17 protein-coding genes are annotated in these 17,195 nt (G+C 67.1%); 5 read left to right on the plus strand and 12 right to left on the minus strand.

Annotated elements, in window-relative coordinates; translation table 11 throughout:
* The 3 genes from GORHZ_RS06465 to GORHZ_RS06475 form a co-directional block, all read right to left on the minus strand.
* On the minus strand, nucleotides 1–485 hold a 485-nt coding region (locus tag GORHZ_RS06465), incomplete at its 3' end, for a helix-turn-helix transcriptional regulator (RefSeq protein WP_006331397.1).
* A 19-nt stretch (nucleotides 486–504) separates the two neighbouring features.
* A complete protein-coding gene (locus GORHZ_RS06470; protein ID WP_006331398.1) occupies nucleotides 505–2,298 on the minus strand; it encodes an alpha/beta hydrolase in 1,794 nt (597 codons plus the stop codon).
* Between the two features lie 141 nt (nucleotides 2,299–2,439).
* Nucleotides 2,440–3,516, minus strand: a complete 1,077-nt coding sequence (locus GORHZ_RS06475; RefSeq protein ID WP_006331399.1) for an NAD(P)H-dependent amine dehydrogenase family protein — start codon at nucleotides 3,514–3,516, stop codon at nucleotides 2,440–2,442.
* 127 nt (nucleotides 3,517–3,643) lie between these two features.
* Here GORHZ_RS06475 and GORHZ_RS06480 point away from each other — a divergent pair, with 127 nt between their 5' ends.
* Both GORHZ_RS06480 and GORHZ_RS06485 read left to right on the plus strand, forming a co-directional pair.
* Nucleotides 3,644–4,378: a glucose 1-dehydrogenase gene (locus GORHZ_RS06480; RefSeq protein WP_006331400.1), complete on the plus strand. Its 735-nt coding sequence runs from the start codon at nucleotides 3,644–3,646 to the stop codon at nucleotides 4,376–4,378.
* Nucleotides 4,379–4,436: 58 nt separating this feature from the next.
* Nucleotides 4,437–5,144: a CPBP family intramembrane glutamic endopeptidase gene (locus GORHZ_RS06485; protein ID WP_006331401.1), complete on the plus strand. Its 708-nt coding sequence runs from the start codon at nucleotides 4,437–4,439 to the stop codon at nucleotides 5,142–5,144.
* A 19-nt stretch (nucleotides 5,145–5,163) separates the two neighbouring features.
* Here GORHZ_RS06485 and upp read toward each other — a convergent pair whose 3' ends face one another.
* The 3 genes from upp to GORHZ_RS06500 are packed head-to-tail and all read right to left on the minus strand — an operon-like array spanning nucleotide 5,164 to nucleotide 8,345.
* Complete coding sequence (gene upp, locus GORHZ_RS06490) at nucleotides 5,164–5,793, minus strand: uracil phosphoribosyltransferase (protein WP_006331402.1); 630 nt, start codon at nucleotides 5,791–5,793, stop codon at nucleotides 5,164–5,166.
* 18 nt (nucleotides 5,794–5,811) lie between these two features.
* Nucleotides 5,812–7,065, minus strand: a complete 1,254-nt coding sequence (locus tag GORHZ_RS06495) for a URC4/urg3 family protein (protein WP_006331403.1) — start codon at nucleotides 7,063–7,065, stop codon at nucleotides 5,812–5,814.
* On the minus strand, nucleotides 7,062–8,345 hold the full coding sequence (locus tag GORHZ_RS06500; RefSeq protein ID WP_006331404.1) for a GTP cyclohydrolase II: 1,284 nt from the start codon (nucleotides 8,343–8,345) through the stop codon (nucleotides 7,062–7,064). The genes GORHZ_RS06495 and GORHZ_RS06500 overlap by 4 nt, the downstream gene beginning before the upstream one ends.
* Before the next feature lie 249 nt (nucleotides 8,346–8,594).
* On the opposite strand from GORHZ_RS06500, the gene GORHZ_RS06505 reads away from it, so the two are divergent.
* A complete protein-coding gene (locus tag GORHZ_RS06505; RefSeq protein ID WP_006331405.1) occupies nucleotides 8,595–9,137 on the plus strand; it encodes a dihydrofolate reductase family protein in 543 nt (180 codons plus the stop codon).
* Between the two features lie 90 nt (nucleotides 9,138–9,227).
* Here the strand turns inward: GORHZ_RS06505 and katG are convergent, their stop codons facing one another.
* The 5 genes from katG to GORHZ_RS06530 form a co-directional block, all read right to left on the minus strand.
* On the minus strand, nucleotides 9,228–11,462 hold the full coding sequence (gene katG / locus GORHZ_RS06510) for a catalase/peroxidase HPI (protein ID WP_006331406.1): 2,235 nt from the start codon (nucleotides 11,460–11,462) through the stop codon (nucleotides 9,228–9,230).
* Nucleotides 11,463–11,497: 35 nt separating this feature from the next.
* On the minus strand, nucleotides 11,498–11,941 hold the full coding sequence (locus GORHZ_RS06515; RefSeq protein ID WP_040530454.1) for a Fur family transcriptional regulator: 444 nt from the start codon (nucleotides 11,939–11,941) through the stop codon (nucleotides 11,498–11,500).
* 79 nt (nucleotides 11,942–12,020) lie between these two features.
* Complete coding sequence (locus tag GORHZ_RS06520; protein WP_006331408.1) at nucleotides 12,021–12,245, minus strand: dodecin; 225 nt, start codon at nucleotides 12,243–12,245, stop codon at nucleotides 12,021–12,023.
* A gap of 91 nt (nucleotides 12,246–12,336) precedes the next feature.
* On the minus strand, nucleotides 12,337–13,224 hold the full coding sequence (locus tag GORHZ_RS06525) for an MBL fold metallo-hydrolase (protein ID WP_040530456.1): 888 nt from the start codon (nucleotides 13,222–13,224) through the stop codon (nucleotides 12,337–12,339).
* Between the two features lie 44 nt (nucleotides 13,225–13,268).
* Entirely contained in the window at nucleotides 13,269–13,883 is a 615-nt protein-coding gene (locus GORHZ_RS06530) for a LysE family transporter (RefSeq protein WP_245551360.1), read from the minus strand.
* 93 nt (nucleotides 13,884–13,976) lie between these two features.
* On the opposite strand from GORHZ_RS06530, the gene GORHZ_RS06535 reads away from it, so the two are divergent.
* The gene (locus tag GORHZ_RS06535) at nucleotides 13,977–14,942 is read left to right on the plus strand and encodes a hypothetical protein (protein ID WP_006331411.1); all 966 of its coding nucleotides are present in this window, start codon (nucleotides 13,977–13,979) and stop codon (nucleotides 14,940–14,942) included.
* Here GORHZ_RS06535 and GORHZ_RS06540 read toward each other — a convergent pair.
* A complete protein-coding gene (locus GORHZ_RS06540; protein WP_051998775.1) occupies nucleotides 14,917–15,942 on the minus strand; it encodes a methyltransferase in 1,026 nt (341 codons plus the stop codon). The genes GORHZ_RS06535 and GORHZ_RS06540 overlap by 26 nt on opposite strands.
* A gap of 119 nt (nucleotides 15,943–16,061) precedes the next feature.
* On the opposite strand from GORHZ_RS06540, the gene GORHZ_RS06545 reads away from it, so the two are divergent.
* Nucleotides 16,062–17,186: a LuxR C-terminal-related transcriptional regulator gene (locus GORHZ_RS06545; RefSeq protein ID WP_006331413.1), complete on the plus strand. Its 1,125-nt coding sequence runs from the start codon at nucleotides 16,062–16,064 to the stop codon at nucleotides 17,184–17,186.
* Nucleotides 17,187–17,195: the final 9 nt, after the last annotated feature.

Raw genomic sequence — 17,195 nt, forward strand, 5'->3', positions numbered from 1 at the left:
TCCTTGGCGGCCTCCAGCAGCGTGCCGATGTCGTCGAGGTCATGGCGCACCATGAGGGCCAGTACGTCGCCGGCGGACTCCTCGGACGTCGTCCCGCTGTCGACGTACAGCACCGTCGGGGAATGGAAGTGGATGCCGTTCGGCGACGGCAGCCAGTGCCCACGGTCGGCTCGCGCCCCGGAGCGGCTCGGCGGATGACCGAAGGCTCGTGCGAAGGCCCGCGCGAAACCGTCCATCGAGTCGTACCCGGCGGCGAACGCGGTATCGGTCACCGAGGCCCCGCGCTGCAGTTGCCAGGCGGCGCGTTCGAGCAACACACGGCGCCGTAGCGCCACCGGGGACTCGCCGGTGTGGCGGGTCAGTTGGCGACTGAAATGGAACGGGGACGCGTACGCTCCGGCGGCCATCTCGTCGAGACTGCGTTGGTCGTCGGCGAGCACTGCGTCGAGGAGTTCGCGGATGCGGTCGCGCCCGATGTCGCTCATGAGAGTCAGTATCCGCCGGTCAGTCACGGGTCAGGCGCGGCAGCAACGCCTGGGTCTTCGCCTCGGTCCAGCCGGGCGGTTGCAGGATCGCCGCCCACGAGTACGGGATCGCCGACAGGTAGTCGTGGCCGTGTCCGTCCGGGACGCTTGTGGACACCGCCATGTCCGCCGACACCTGAAGGAAGGTCACGAACCGGATCCACCGAGTGGCAGATAGGACGTCACTGCCGCGAGGTTCTCTGAGCCAGTCCGGCTCGTTGAGGATGAGCCTCGGGCTCCACCAGGTGATCGGGTCGCTGGCGTGCTGCAGGTAGACGATCCGCGTCGAGTCCCACGGGGCGTCGGGCCGGGAGAGATCGTTCTCGTCGGCGATGAACCGGACCTGGGCTCCGTCGTCGTAGATGGGCAGACGTTGCGGCGATCCCTGGTCACGATCGTAGGTGGTGTCGTTCCACAACGTGTTGTTGAACGTCGGGCCGCTGAACAACGCACCGTCGGTGCGCGCGGCGACCGTCGGGATGGTGCCGAACGCCGACTCGCCGGCGAAGGATCCGAGGCTCTCACCGAACACGACCAGCTTCGGTCGATCCGCTTCGGGGACCGACCGCACCCGTTCGGACACCGCCTCGAACAACGCCCGGCCGGCCTGACGCGCGCGTTCCTTGTCGACGAGGAAAGACAGCCAGCTGGGCAGGAACGAGTACTGCATGCTCACGATGGCGGTGTCGCCGTTGTACATGTACTCCAGCGAGTCGACGGTGGCCTTGTTCACCCACCCGCTGCCGGTGCTCGAACCGACCGCGACGACCTGGCGTTCCAGCCCGCCGGTGCGGACGAGTTCGTCGGCGGCGAGCTCGGCGGTCTCGCGGATGCTGTCGGCCGACTTCAGGCCGGCGTAGACGCGGATCGGTTCGGTGGCCGGTGCGCCGTTGAACAGAGTCAGTGCACCGACGTCGGGTCCGCGGGAGACGAATACACGCCCTTCACGTCCCAGCGATTCCCAGGTCACCAGCGAACCCGGCCCGCCCGAGCGCAGCGAGCTGGTGGGCGGCGCGTTGTCGGGTTTCGTCTCCTCGTTCGCCGCCGCAAAGCTGGCGTTGAGCCACTGCATCGAATACTTCGCGACGACGCCGTTGAGGATGAAGAAGGTCAGCACGATCACCAGTCCGGCGCCGACGGCCGCGGAGATCCGTGGTGGCGCGAACCGGTTCAACAGCCGGACCGCCGAGCGGACACCGAAGGCGAACAACCTGCCCAGCGCCATCAGCAGCAGGAAGACGATCGGGGCGATCACCGCGATGATCGGGTACGCCGTCCAGTCCAGGTGCTCCACACCCATCAGGTCGCGAAGCTCGTTCTGCCAACGCATGAACAAGGCCAGCATGATCACGGTGCCGATCAGCCCGACGGCGGCGAGGATCAGCCACGCGAGTCGTGCGGCGCTCGGCCACGGGCGATCACGCGAGATCAGGAAACGCGCCAGCCACATGATGAAGACACCGAGCAGGTAGCCGACGGCCGCGGATGCGCCGCCGACGATGCCCTGGAACAGGGGGCCGCGCGGTAGGAGCGACGGGGTCATCGAGAACCAGAGGTCGATCAGCGCGATGATTGCACCGGCGAACGAGACCCGCTGCAGCTGCCGTGCCCACCAGCCTGCCGCCTTCTCGGAGGTGGGTGCGGTTGCCTGCTCGTCCTCGGTCGTCGTGTCCGTCGTCTCCGTCTGCACGCTCGTCTCAGCGGCGGCGGGTGCCTCGTCGGGAGTGGGTGCGGGGTCGGTCGTCGCCTCGGATCTGTCCTCGCCAGATGTCACCGTCTGCTCCTGCGGTCGTGGGAGCACTCACGCTATCAGCCCACCGTTCGACCCGCGGCGTGGCAACGCCCGTCCGTTCGGGCGGATTTCGGCGTCGAGTTCGGTGGCGTCGAACGAGTGCCAACCGACGTGCCGCAGCCATTACCCGATATAGGTGCCGGTCCCGGTGACCAGCGGGAGATCCAGGGTGGTACGAATCCCCGACGGACCGTCGATGACCGCCGGGATCGCGTTGACGATCCGTCCGGCCGCCGCGACGATCGCCGCGTGATTGTGATCGCCGTGTGCGCTGGTCGGGCAGATGTCGACGCGGTAGGAGGGTTCGCCGACGATCTCCACGCGGTAGCACCCGCCCGGCTGCGCCGGTCGGGCCCAGGACTCACCGAGATCCTCGCGCAGCCGCGTCACATGTTCGACGACGATCGCGGGTCTGCCGGACACCATGCCGACGATCTCGAAACGCACCGCCGCCCGGGTGCCCGCCGCGACGTGCCCGGACGCGATCTCGAAGGCCTCGGGGGCGGCCTGTTCCTCGTAGCGCTCGACGATCTCGTCGACGGTCACGCCGAGCCCGGCCGCCAGCTGGCGGATCGTGGTACCCCACGCCAGGCCGAGTACGCCGGGCACGAACAGCATCGGGGTCTCGTCCATCGGCCTCCCGAACCCCATCACCTCGAACATCACGGTGGCACCGTCGTAGGTGGCGTAGTCGGCGATCTCCATGCAGCGGATCTGCTCGATCTGCTGACACGTCCCGGCCAGGGCGAACGGGATCAGATCGTTGGCGAAGCCCGGATCCACCCCGGTGATGAAGATGCTCGCCTCGTTCTTGTCCGCGATCGTCTCGAGCTTGGTGATCGCCTTGTCGGGCATCACGCCCCACGGATACTGCAGCGAGCCGGGTGCCGACCCGACCACGTCGATGCCGGCGCCCAGCAGGCGCAGGCAGTCGTCGTACGCCTCGATCGGACGGGTGTCGCCCATCGCGCAATAGACCGCACAGTCGGGGTCGGCCGCGATGATCGCCTCGAGGTCGTCGGTGGCCGTCACGCCGGCCGTGTCGCCGTCGACCCCGGCGAGTTCGGCCGCGTCCTTGCCGACCTTCTCCGGCGACGACACGCACAGCGCAACGAGTTCGAAACGAGGGTCGGCGATGAGCTGCCGCAGCGCCAGGCTCCCGACGTTTCCGGTTCCGACGTGCGCCACTCGGATGGCCATGGTTCGCTCCTCGCGCTGGTCAGGTGAACATTTGTCCGGACTAGTGTCCATATCAGTAGAGCACGATGTCGGGCACCACGGTAGAACCTGTTCTCATTTGCGCGTTGACCAGGTAACCTGGCTCGCCATGGGACGTGTGGACGACAAGGTCGCGGTGATCAGCGGTGGTTCTCGAGGCATGGGGGCATCACATGCGCGGATGCTCGTGGCGGAAGGCGCGAAGGTCGTCATCGGCGACATCCTCGACGACGAGGGCAAGGCACTGGCCGACGAACTCGGTGCTGCCGCCCGGTATGTCCACCTCGACGTGACCTCGCCCGAGGACTGGGCCGCGGCGGTGGGCACGGCGGTCGACGAGTTCGGCAAGCTCGACGTGCTCGTCAACAACGCCGGCATCGTCAACGGCAGTTCGCTGCAGAAGTTCCGCCTCGACAAGTGGCAGCAGATTCTCGACGTCAACCTGACCGGGACCTTCCTCGGCATGCAGGCCGCGGTCGAGCCGATGATGGCGGCGGGCGGCGGATCGATCATCAACGTGTCGTCGGTGGAGGGACTGCGCGGAAGCCCCTGGGCGCATGGTTATGTGGCGTCCAAGTGGGGTGTACGCGGGCTGGCCAAATCGGCCGCGCTGGAACTGGCCCCGCACAACATCCGGGTCAACTCCATCCACCCCGGCATGATCCGGACGCCGATGACCGAGGGTTTGCCGGAAGACATCGTCAAGACCCCGCTGGGCCGCGCGGCGGAGTCGAGCGAGGTCTCCACATTCATCGTGTTCCTCGCCAGCGACGAATCCTCGTACGCCACCGGGACGGAGTTCGTGATGGACGGCGGGCTGACCGCCGACGTCCCCCACAACTGATCGGTACTTCTCGGCGATTGGCGCAGCGAGCGCTCCTCGCGCATGGCAGAGTACGGGCGTGCCGTCGCGAACCCGATCCGTGTGGCTGCTGATCGGCGTCATCGCCACGTTGGTGGCCACCAACGTGATCGCGCACTTCACCTCACGGTGGGCCAACCTGTTGGCCGTTCCCGTCGCGGCAGTGCTGCTGGCGATCGGCACCCGGCTGGCCGGTCTGCAGTGGCGTGAGATGGGGCTCAGTCGTTCCGAGCTCCGCGCGGGCGTGATCTACGCGCTGGGCGCCGCGGTCGCCGTGTTCGGGATCGTGTCGGTGGCGGTGGCCATTCCCGCGACACGCCAGTTCTTCCTCAACGACCGGTACGACAGTGCGTCGTCCGCGCTGCTCGCGGCGCTGGTGGTGATCCCGTTGCAGACGGTGTTACCGGAGGAACTGATGTTCCGCGGTGTGCTGCAGGGTGCGCTCGGGCGGTTGTTCGGGGTGCGGGGGACCCTCACCCTCGGGGCGATCCTGTTCGGGTTCTGGCACGTCAGTTCGTCGCTCGGACTGACCTCCGGAAACCAGGGCCTCAGCGACGTGCTCGGCTCGGGGGTGGCGGCGCAGATCGCCGGGATCGCGGGTGCGGTGGCGGCGACCGCAGCGGCCGGACTCGTCCTGGGTTGGCTGCGTTGGCGCACCACGAGTCTGCTGGCGCCCGTGGCGCTTCACTGGGCACTCAATGCCACCGGTGCACTCGGCGCGGCGGTGGCCTGGCACCTGCCGAGGTGATCCTGCGGCGGGCTCCAGGTCAGGTGGTGCCGAAGATCCGGTCTCCGGCATCGCCGAGACCCGGGACGATGTAGCCGTGCTCGTCGAGTCCCCGGTCGACGGCCGCGGTGAAGATCGGTACGTCGGGGTGTGCGGCGCGCAGCGTGTCGATGCCCTGCGGACATGTCAGGAGGCAGACGAATTTGATCGACCGCGGCGAGTATTCCTTGATCCGATCGACCGCCGCCACCGCGGAGTGCCCGGTGGCGAGCATCGGATCGACCACCACGACGTCGCGTTCGGCGAGGTCGCCGGGCATCTTGAAGTAGTACTCGACGGCGACGAGCGTCTTGGGATCGCGATAGAGCCCGATGTGCCCGACCCGGGCCCCCGGGACGACGGTCAGCATGCCGTCGACGATGCCGGTACCGGCCCGCAGGATCGAGGCGAACACCACCTTCTTGCCGTCGATGACGTTGGCCGTCATCGTCTCCAACGGCGTCTCGATCGTCACCGGATGCATCGGGATGTCGTGCAGCACCTCGTATGCCATCAGGGTGGAGATCTCGTTGAGCAGCCGGCGGAAATCGTTGGTGGAGGTGTCCTTCCGGCGCATCAGGGTCAACTTGTGTTGTACCAGCGGATGATCGATCAGAACCACGTCGTCCATGTGTCCGTCCTTGTCCGTTCAGAAGACCGTGCCGTCGCTGTCGATCGTCAGTGGTGGTAGCCCGCCCCGAAGCCGTCCGGCGAGCGCGCGTCCCGCCGCCCAGGTGCCCCCTTCGAGGACACACGCGAGCGGTAGTCGATCGGCGCCGACGCCAAGTGCGCCGCGCACCAGCGGCGCGACCTCGTCGAGCAGCGCGACGGTGACGGCTCGCCACTCGACCACGAGTTCGTCATCGACGGTCCAGATGTGCTGGGCGAGAAGAGGATCACGCAGCCGGAGTACTCCGGTATCCAGGAGGAGCCCACCGTTGCGGTATTCGGGTAACCCGGTCAGCTTGTCGATGCCGCCGACCTCGACGCCCGACCATGCGAACGGCTCCAGAAGCGAGTAGGTCAACCACTGCGACAGCTTGTGGAACGGCATCCAGCCGTCGGTGGCGCCGGGGCCGCGCACCGCGTCGTGCCGCCAGCAGTCACCGACCGGGATGCCGTCGATCATGTTGTCCGACAGCCAGATCCCCGACAGGGTGCGCAACAGCAGGGAGAGGATGTCGTGTGCCTCGGGCGCCTCGGACGCGATCACCGTGTCGTAGATGTGACCGGGTCGGCCCTCGGGGCCGAATACGTCCGGCTGCCGTGCGAGGGCGTCACCGAGCCGACGCAACAGCGCGGCGCGGCCCTCCAACCCGACGATCCGATTGGCGGTGTCGACCTGGAACACGCGTTGCAGCGACTCGGTGGAGATGGCCCGCATTGCGGTGGCGTCGACGCGGAGCGGATGCTGCGGATCGCCGGAGAAGACCCCGGCGAGGAATCCGTGCCAGCTCGCCACCGCCAGGCCCTCGGATCTGGCGATGCGCAGATCGGTGTCGGCTTCGTGGAAGCTCCAGTCCGGTCCGGCACCCGCGTCGAGCAGCACACTCACGACGGCCAGGTCGATGAGGGTGCGGGCGCGCTCGGCGGCGTCGCGCGGCAGCCGATCATCGGCTCCGGCAAGACGATCCACCCCCGCGGCCTCGAAATGCCGCCATCGGCTGTGGAACGGGATCGTCAGGTCCGGGTAACGCCGACGGGTCACGTCGGCGACGGTATCGGCCGCCGCCACGAGCGCGTCGTCGTCGACGGTGAACCAGCGCGACTCCCCGGACCGGGCACGGGCGAGCAGTTGTGTGGCCCGTTCCCGGATCGCCGCGGTGCGGCGCAGACGATCGACCGCCGCGAACGGCGCGTCGGCCCGGTGATCGGTCACCGCGGGGCCGGCCCCGATGCTCACGTGTCCAGTCCTCGGCCCTTGGCCCTGGCGAGTTCGGCGGCGTCGGGAACCGGTCCGGGAGTGAAGTAACCAGCGGCCATCTTGGCGTCGATCTCCACCCTGGCGTCGTCGGGGATCAGGTCGTCGGGGATGTTGACCCGTTCGCCGACCGAGATACCGGCGCCGGTGATCGCGTCGTATTTCATGTTGCTCATGGAGACGAGCCGATGGATCTTGCGCACGCCGAGCCAGTGCAGCACGTCGGGCATCAGTTCCTGGAAACGCATGTCCTGAACGCCCGCGACACATTCGGTGCGGGCGAAGTACTGGTCGGCGGTGTCACCGCCCTCCTGACGTTTGCGGGCGTTGTACACGAGGAACTTGGTCACCTCGCCGAGCGCGCGACCTTCCTTGCGTGAGTACGCAACCAGACCCACCCCACCACGTTGGGCGCCGAGGATGCACTCCTCGATCGCGTGGGTGAGGTAGGGACGACAGGTGCAGATGTCGGACCCGAAGACGTCAGAGCCGTTGCATTCGTCGTGGACCCGAGCGGTCAATTCCACGGAGGGATTCGCGAGATCGTGGGGGTCGCCGAAGATGTAGACGGTCTGACCGCCGATCGGCGGCAGGAAGACCTCGAGGTCCGAGCGGGTGACGAGCTCCGGGTACATGCCACCGGTCTCCTCGAACAGGACACGACGCAGGTCGGCCTCCGAACACCCGAACCGCTGGGCCACGCTCGGCAGGTGCCAGACCGGTTCGACCGCGGCCTTGGTGACCAGCGCCGCACCGGACTCCAGCAGGAACCGGCCGTCGGGCTTGAGGCGTCCCTTCGCGATGGCCTCGGCGATCTCCGGCAGGGCGACGTGGGCCTTGGTGACGGCGATGGTGGGCCGGATGTCGCGCCCGGCGGCGAGATCGTCGGCGAACGCCTCGGCCGTCATCGCGCCCCACGGGTCCAGGCTGACGATCGCGTCGGGGTCGGCCCACTGGGGGTACGGGCCGATGACGTCGGTGGGTGCAGTGTTGGTGAGGTCGGCGCGATGCTCACGCGACAGGGCACCCGCCGCAACCGCGAGGGCGCGGTAAACGCTGTAGGACCCGCTGTGGGTGCCGATGACGTTGCGATCCGACCGGCGCGAGGTCGTGCCGATCACCGGCCCGCGCTCGGCGGCGGTCGAGGCTCCCCAGCTGATGGTGCGCGCGTCGAGGCCGCCGCTGTGGGACGTCAGGCGGATGTGGCGGACAGCCGGGGTCGGCCCCGGTGTGAGCGCATTCGGGCTCAGGTCTGCGGTCATGATCAGCTCCCGTCCGTCCTCGGCGACCCCGGCGACTGCCGCAGTCGACCACTGGAAAGCGCCAGCATAACGACAATTCCGCGATGGTGCCGGATGACCAGTTCAGCCGGGTGAGACGGGCCTGCCGGGGCCGGTGTGTCGCACTGTGCGCAAGGAGTTGCGCCGGACGCGGTCCGATGATTTCGCCCGACCGTCGGAGTCAATACGGGTACGTTGCCGAACGCACCACTCATCAACAGGAGGCATAACGTGATCACGGTTCACGAGTTCATCTCGCTCGACGGGGTCTTCGAGAACCCCGCCTGGACCGCCCAGTTTGGCTTTGATCCACGGATGGGCGAGACCATCGGTGCAATGTGCGCCGCGTCGAGCAGGATCATGCTGGGTCGCACGACCTTCGAAATGTTCGCGCCGGCATGGTCGACTCGCACCGCCGATGATGATCCCGGCGCGCCGTTCTTCAACGACACGGAAAAGCTCGTCGTCGCCAGCAGGACGCCGACCGTCGAATGGGCCCATTCCACCGTGACCGGACCCTACGACCCGCGCAAGATCCGCCAGATTGTCGACGAGACCGACGGCGACATCTACGTCTCGGGCAGTGGGACGCTCGTCCGGGCGCTGCTCGCCGATGGACTCATCGGTGAACTGCACCTGTTCATCTACCCGATCGTTCTGGGCTCCGGCGCGCGACTGTGGTCAGACGACACAACCGAGCGCACGCTGTCGCTGTTGGGCAGCGACGTCTACGACAACGGGGTGGTCCACGTCAACTACGGCCCACCCGACTGACTCCGTTCTTCCCCCGGGCCCCTGTGTTCGTCACCGACTTCTGGGGCACGGATCACAGGGGCGGGGGAGGAACGGAGTCAGGTCGGCATCTCAGTCGAGGTCGAACCGGTCGAGGGTCATCACCTTGTCCCACGCGGCGATGAAGTCCTTGACGAACTTCTCCTTCGAGTCGTCCTCGGCGTAGACCTCGGCGTAGGAACGCAATTCGGAGTTCGATCCGAAGGCGAGGTCGGCCCGGCTGCCGGTCCACTTCTCCGCACCTGAGGTGCGGTCCTTGCCGACGTAGGTGCCGTCGTCGGCGGACGACGGAGCCCAGACGGTCGCCATGTCGAGGATGTTGACGAAGAAGTCGTTCGTCAGCTGTCCGGGTCGATCGGTCAGCACGCCGAGTGTGGAGCCCTTGTAGTTGGCGCCGAGGACACGCAGGCCGCCGATGAGCACGGTCATCTCAGGTGCCGAGAGGGTGAGACGGTTCGCCTTGTCGATGAGCAGGTACTCGGCGGAGAGCGAAAGCCCCTTGCCCTCGTAGTTGCGGAACCCGTCGGCCCGGGGCTCGAGATAGACGGCCGCGTCGACGTCGGTCATCTCCTGAGTGGCGTCGGTGCGGCCCGGGGTGAACGGCACTGCGACGTCGAAACCGGCATCCTTGGCGGCCTTCTCCACGCCGGCCACGCCGGCGAGCACGACCAGATCCGCGAACGAGACCTGCGCGCCGGGCTCGGCATTGAACGACTCCTGGATTCGCTCCAGCGTCGAGATCACCTGGGCGAGCTCGTCGGGCTCGTTGACTTCCCAGCCCGCCTGCGGCTGCAGTCGGATCCGGCCGCCGTTCGCGCCACCGCGGTAGTCGCTGCCACGGAACGTCGACGCCGCCTTCCACGCCGTCGAAACCAGCTGGGGCACCGTCAATCCGGACGACAGAATCTGACTCTTGAGCGAATCGATGTCGGCGTCGGAGATGACCTCGCCCTCCTGGGCCGGGACGTTGTCCTGCCACAGGTAGGTCTCGGACGGAACCAGGGGGCCGCGGTAGCGGATCGCCGGACCCATGTCACGGTGCAGCAGCTTGAACCACGCCTTGGCGAACTCCTCGGCCAGCTCCTCGGGATGATCGAGCCAGCGTCGGGTGATCTCACCGAAAGCCGGATCGAGCCGCATCGTGAGGTCGGTGGTCAGCATCGACGGGTGAGTGGTGCCGTCACCGAACGGATTCGGAACGGTGCCCTCTCCGCCGCCGTCCTTGGGCTTCCACTGGTAGGCGCCGGCGGGGCTCTTGGTCAGTTCCCACTCGTAGCCGTAGAGGATCTCCAGGAAGGTGTTGTCCCATGCGGTCGGTGTGGTCGTCCAGATGACCTCGATGCCGCTGGTGATCGCATCGGCGCCGACGCCGGTGCCCTGCGGGTTGTGCCACCCCAGGCCCATCTCCTCGATGGGTGCGGCCTCGGGCTCCGGCCCGAGGAGCTCGGCGTCGCCGTTGCCGTGGGTCTTGCCGAAAGTATGGCCACCGACGATGAGTGCAGCGGTCTCGACATCGTTCATCGCCATCCGCCCGAACGTGTCACGGATGTCCTGGGCTGCCGCCAAGGGGTCCGGCTTGCCTTCCGGCCCTTCGGGGTTGACGTAGATGAGGCCCATCGTGGTCGCGGCGAGCGGGTTCTCGAGATTACGTTCACCGGAGTACCGGGCGTCGGTGCCCAGCCACTCGCCCTCCGAACCCCAGTAGACCTCCTCGGGTTCCCACTCGTCCGGACGCCCGAACGCGAAACCCTTGGTGGGCAGACCCATGTCCTCGATGGCCACGTTGCCGGCCAGGACCAGCAGATCCGACCATGAGAGTGCCTTGCCGTACTTCTTCTTGATGGGCCAGAGGAGGCGACGTGCCTTGTCCAGGCTGACATTGTCGGGCCAGCTGTTCAGCGGTGCGAACCGCTGCATACCGGTGCCGGCGCCACCACGACCGTCCTCGACCCGGTAGGTGCCGGCCGCGTGCCAGGACATGCGGATGAAGAAGGGGCCGTAGTGACCGAAGTCGGCCGGCCACCACGGCTGCGAATCGGTCATGACCGACTTCAGGTCAGCGACCAGTGCATTGACGTCGAGGCTTCCCAGCGCCTCCTCGTAGTCGTAATCGGCGTCCATGGGATTGATGACGTCGGGGTTGTGCGACAGGATCTTCAAGTTGAGGCGGTCCGGCCACCAATCACGGTTGCCTCCTCCCTCGACGGGAGACTTGATCCGCATCGGACAGCCGCTTTCACCGGCTTCTGTGTTCGCCTCGCCGATCGGCGGGTGCGTAGCGGCCTGGGCGGGATTTTCCTCGGTCACGACATTCCTTCCGGGAGTGGTGATTCAAGCTGAGATCACGGGCGTGATCCCGAAGTGCGAGGGGACGAGCAGTCTACGCACAGGCCCCAGTAGATGACCTCGGCCTCATCGAGGACAAAGCCCTGCGGGTCCGACGGTGTGAGGCAGGGTGCCTCTCCGACGGCGCAGTCGACGTCTGCGATGATCCCGCAGGACCGGCAGACGACATGGTGGTGGTTGTCGCCGACACGTGACTCGTAGCGGGCCACGTGACCGGATGGTTGGATGCGGCGGACCAGGCCGGCGCTCGTCAACGCGCGGAGCACGTCGTAGATCGCCTGCCGGGAGACCTCGGGAAGTCCGGCGCGGACCGCACCGACGATCGTGTCGGTGTCGGCGTGGGGCAGTGCGCTCACGGCGTCGAGTACGGCAACCCGCGGGCGGGTTACCCGCAGGTCCGCATTACGCAACCGCTCTGCGTACTCGGAGTGTGACGGCACGCACACAATTGTGCCGCTTTTCTGGACTCAGTCAAGACTTTGCTCCAAATCGGTGCCAGATTCGGAGGTCGCCCGCCTGTTATCCGTCGGAGTCCGCGGGGTCGATTCTGAACCCGACCTTGAGGGTCACCTGGGTGTGTGCAACCGCGCCGTCGACGATGTGGCCGCGGGTGCCGACGACCTCGAACCACTCGACGTTGCGGGTGGTCTGGGCGACCCGGGCGATCGCATTCGCGATGGCGGCATCGGTTCCGTCGGGCGAGGAGCCGACGACCTCGATGACTCGATATGTGTGCTCGCTCATGGTCCCGATCCTTGCACGCACGCAGGGTGTTTCGGGTTGCTTTGCGTAGACCGCCGCCGGCTCGTCACAAGCGTGTGTCTCGTGGCCGGCCTCAGGTCCGGACAAACGTCCCGTCGTCGGTCTCGACGACCTGTGCATGCCGCATCAGCCGCGCGAGGTGCAGTTGCGCGGTGCGTCGCTCGACCGCGTCGACGAAGGGCAGTTGCACATGCGGGCGGTAGACGAGCCGATGAGTGACGATCTCGGCCACCGACCGGGGACGATCGAGGAATTCCAGCAGCCGTTCCTCGCGGCGTCTGATGACCGCCGCGAAGTCGTCGAGTCGGCGACCCAACTCCTCGGCGCCCTCGACGACGCCCTTCTGGTGGAAGGTGCCGTACCAGCGGGCGTCGATGTTCCGGACGCGGTCCAGGGACGCCAGGTAATCGTCGACGCTGCTACCGACATCCCCGTACATGGGTCCGAACGAGGTCAGGTCGATGTCGGCGATGTAGAAGAACCCGGTGGGTTCGACCAGCACTCCACAGTGACCGGGGGTGTGGCCGGGAAGGTGGATCACCGTGGCCGTGACGTCGCCGAGGTCGAAGACGTGACCCGCCTCGACCCCGGCCGTGTCCGGGAATCCGTCTGGGAGATCGAACTGGTCGGCGATGTCGCGCCCGACGGCGAGACGTTCCTGCGGAGTGAGGCCATAGCCGTCGAGGAGGGCCGCGAGGGACCGGACGGCGTCGACATCGGCGGTGTGCGCGCGGATGGCCGACCGGAAGTGTTTGAGGCCGGCGATGTGGTCTTCGTGCGCGTGACTGATCATCACCACATCGGTACCGACCGGGTCGTGGTCTACCTCGAGCGACGGGTCGACGACGAGTGTGGCCTCCGAGCCCCGCACCACCACGGTGTTGCCGTAGGGATACACGCCCCGATGACCGGAGGCCAGCACGGTGACCCGGTCGTAGTGCTCCTCGGCGAAAGCAGCCATCGGGTCAGGCCATCGATTCACGGTCACGCATGGTCTCAGCGTAATCATGCGACCGCGAGGAGAATCCCGACGGCCATGAAAAGCGACCCGAATAGCCGGTTGAGGTTCCGCTGCCCACGTGCGCTCCGGGTGACACGACGGAAACCCCGCGCGATGACAGCGAAGAACAACCACATGACGACGATGTCCACGATCACGATCGTGGCGGCGACGATCGCGTACTGATGGACCAGGGAACCGTCGGCACGGATGAAACCGGGAACGAACGCCAACAGGAAGACGATCGCCTTGGGATTGAGCAGGTTCACCCACAGCCCGCGCTGAAACATCGACCACCGCGACTCGGCGGCGAGGACCATCGTCACCTCATCGGAGACATCCGGTTGACGGAGGAACTGTCGGATACCGAGGTAGACGAGGTAGGCCGCCCCCAGGTAGCGGATGACGGCGAACAGAGCGGGTGATTGCGAGATGACCACACCGAGCCCCGCCGCCACGATCAGCAACTGGATCATCAGCGCGGCCTGCTGTCCCAGGACTCCCCAGATGGCGCGCCGGAACCCCACGTTGAGCGAGTTGGTCATGGTGTTGATCGCGCCCGCTCCGGGGGTGAAGCTGATCAGTAGGCACGCCGTCAACAACGCCAGCCAGGTCGACATCTGCACGCGACGAGGGTAGTAACGAGACAAGGGCGGCCGACACACAGTCCGGTACCCGGTCGGCCCGGTGTGAGGGCCGCGGGAGGTCGGATAGTGGACTTCGAGCGGATCGCCGACGAACTCTATGGTCTTCCCCCGCGCGAGTTCGTTCGCCGACGAGGCGAGTTCGCCAAGAAGCTGCGCGGCGACGGGGAACGTGGACTCGCCCAGAGCGTCTCACAACTGCGGCGGCCCACGCTGGCCGCCTGGGCGATCAATCAATGGGCCCGGGCGGACCCGGACGGTGTCGACGATCTCCTCACTCTCGGATCCGAACTCGCGGGTGCGCAGCGCCGCGCGTCGGCAGAGTTGCTGCGGACCCTGTCGGCCCGTAGAGCAGAACTGATCACTCGATCGGTGGCGGCGGTGGCGAAGGTCGCCGGCGTGCACGAGGCGACGTTCAGCGAGGCAGCGGCCCGGGAGGTCACGCAGACCTTACGCGCCGCCCTCGCCGATGATCGTGTTGCCGACGCCGTCCGTCGTGGCCGGCTTGCCGCGGCAGCCGAGTACAGCGGATTCGGACCCGCCGCGGTGTTCGTGGTGCCCGAGCAGTCCGACGACGATTCCGGGTCTCGCAGTGACTCGGTCTCCGCCGGTGAGGTTTCGGAGACCGTGGGGTCCCCGGCAGTCTCGGCAGAACGGGCAGTCTCGGCCGAACAGATCGAGGTGGCCCGGTCCGCCGTGTCGACGGCCGAAGCGGTGGCCCGGGACGCGGACACAGCTGTTGCGCGACGCCAACACGAACTCGATGCCGCCGAGGAACGGGTCGCGGGACTCGCCGAGCGGGCCGAGTCGCTGCGCGCCGAGTTGGCGCGTTGCGACGATGAGCTCCGATTCGCCCGCAAGGTGGTTGAGGCGGCCCACGAGGAGCATCAGCGGGCGTCGCAGGTCGTCCGGGACTCACGCGACCGCCTCGACGAGGCGCGCCGTCTGCTCGATGACCTTGGGGGACCGACGGCACGCGCTGATCGTCGGCGTGCCGGGTCGGCCGCACTCAGGCAGGCGCGGCCTCGGCGATGATGACGCTCATCGGTCCGGCGAGGGGTTTGTGGTCGAGGAACCGCCACCCGGTGTGAGAGAGCCACTCGGTGAACTCGTCCGCGCTGTACACGTCACCGTCGCGAAGGTGCACGGCGAACTCGCCCGCCATCAGCGCGGCGGCGAACGGCTGTGTGTGGGTCGGATCGGTCCAGAAATCGACGGCCAGTAGTCGCGCACCAGGCTCGGCCACGTTTCGAATCCTTTGCAGCAGAGTGCGATTGGTTTCCGGCGACCAATAGTGCGCGAGGTTGGCGATCAGAAAGGTGTCGAAGCCGGTGGGCAGCTCGTCGGTCAACGCGTCACCGGCCCGCACCCGGATTCGGTTGCCGAGCATCGCGCCGGCGATGCGTTCATTGGCAATCGCGGCAACCGCGGGAAGCTCGAAGACCGTGGCCTCCAGGTGCGGGTACCGCCCGGTCAGCGAGATCGACCACGAGCCCGTGCCGCCGCCGATGTCGAGCAGCCGGTGCCGGTCGGTCAGGTCGACCGTGTCGGGCAGGGCCTGGGACGGTCCCGCCTGGAAGGCTTCGATCCCGGCGGAGGCGATCGGCTGCAGCGATTCGTCGAGGTCGAAGATCTCCCAGGCCGGACCGCGGGCCAGCGCACCGGCCAGGTCGATCCATGACGGGAAACTGATCTTGTCCCAGAACCGCAGCAGCGGCCGCATGTCGGCGGGCGTGGCCCCGGAGAGGAACGCATCGGCGGTCGGGGTGTTCTCGTATACGTCGCCGTGGCGCTCCAGCAACCCGACCGAGACCATCGCATCGGCGCTGATCCTGGTCGCACGGCGGGTCAGCCCGGTGCGGGCGGCGAGGCGGTCGAGATCGGCGGGACCCTCGCCCAAGGCTTCGAAAATCCCCAGCTCGCTGGCGGCGAAGAGATGCTTGGCGGCCATGAATCCCGACGCCAGTTGGAAGATCAATGCGGGATCATGAGCAGATCGCTCGGTGTACCGCGGATGAATTGTGTTGGTAGTCATGACTTCACCCTCGACCCCGGTACGGACTACCGCTATCCCAGGACTGTGGGAAACGACCACCACGACGATCCCATAATTCTGGGACCATCAGAGCCGACGCGCGGCGGTAGGCTTCGAGGGTGGGTACGAATCTGGCACTACGCACCCGCGACGGCATCGCTCGGGTGTCGCAGCGAGGACTCGATTGGGTCGGGTTCTGTTCTGCCGTGGGTCACGAACTGAGCCGGGTGATTGCCTACGAACGCAGTTGCTGGCATACCGTCGACCCCGGGACGGTGTTGTTCACCGGCAGCATGAATTGCCGGATCGAATGCTCGGGTTCGTGGCTGGCCTACCACGAATATGTGGTCGAGGACGTCGACAAATGGTCGTTTCTCGCGCACAGTGGCAGACTTGCCGGTGCGCTGAGCATCGACACTCACGGTGATCTCACGCGCAGCGTGCGCCACCGTTCGCACGCTGCGTACGGCATCGGCGACGAGCTGCGCGTCTCCTTCGTGTCGAACGGAACCTACTGGGGTGCAGCCGCATTTCTGCGAGACGCCGATCAGCCCTGGTTCACCGACGACGATGTGCGCACCATTGCGTGGCTGGCCGCACCCATCGCCGATGGGCTTCGCCGCGCGATGTTGAACCGAATCGCCGCCACCTCCACTCGTCTTGACCACGGACCCGGGGTGGTCGTGTTCGACGAGAACGGTGAGGCGGAATCGGTATCTCCCGCCGCCGAGCGATGGATTGCCGAAATGGTCGAAATCCCCACCCCCACAACAGCAATCGAATCGAAAACCGTCCAGTCCGTCGCCGCGCGGGCCCGCGCGATCGCCCCGGGCACCGACCCGGTCGAGTTGGCGGCCCGCTCGCGTGTGTGCACGCGGTCCGGGACATGGCTGCTGCTGTACGGAACCCGACTGTCCGGTGCCGTCGAGCGCACCGCCGTCATCATCCAACCCGCCACCCCGAACGACGTGGCGCCCATCATCGCCCTCGCCTACGGGCTGTCACAGCGTGAAACCCAAGTCACGCTGCTGTGCATCCAGGGCCGCTCCACCAGGGACATTGCGCATACGCTGAGTGTCTCCCCATATACCGTCCAGGACCACCTCAAGTCGATCTTCGCCAAGACCGGGGTCCGCAGCCGCGGCGAACTCGTCGGCCAGGTGTTCCTCGAGCACTACGCGCCACGATGGGAGCCGCTCGCCGGGGCGCCGTCCGGCTGGTCGGTCAACGCCATCGTGGACTGAGTATTCCGA

It is taken from the genome of Gordonia rhizosphera NBRC 16068, from assembly GCF_000298195.1.
Taxonomy (GTDB): Bacteria; Actinomycetota; Actinomycetes; order Mycobacteriales; family Mycobacteriaceae; genus Gordonia; species Gordonia rhizosphera.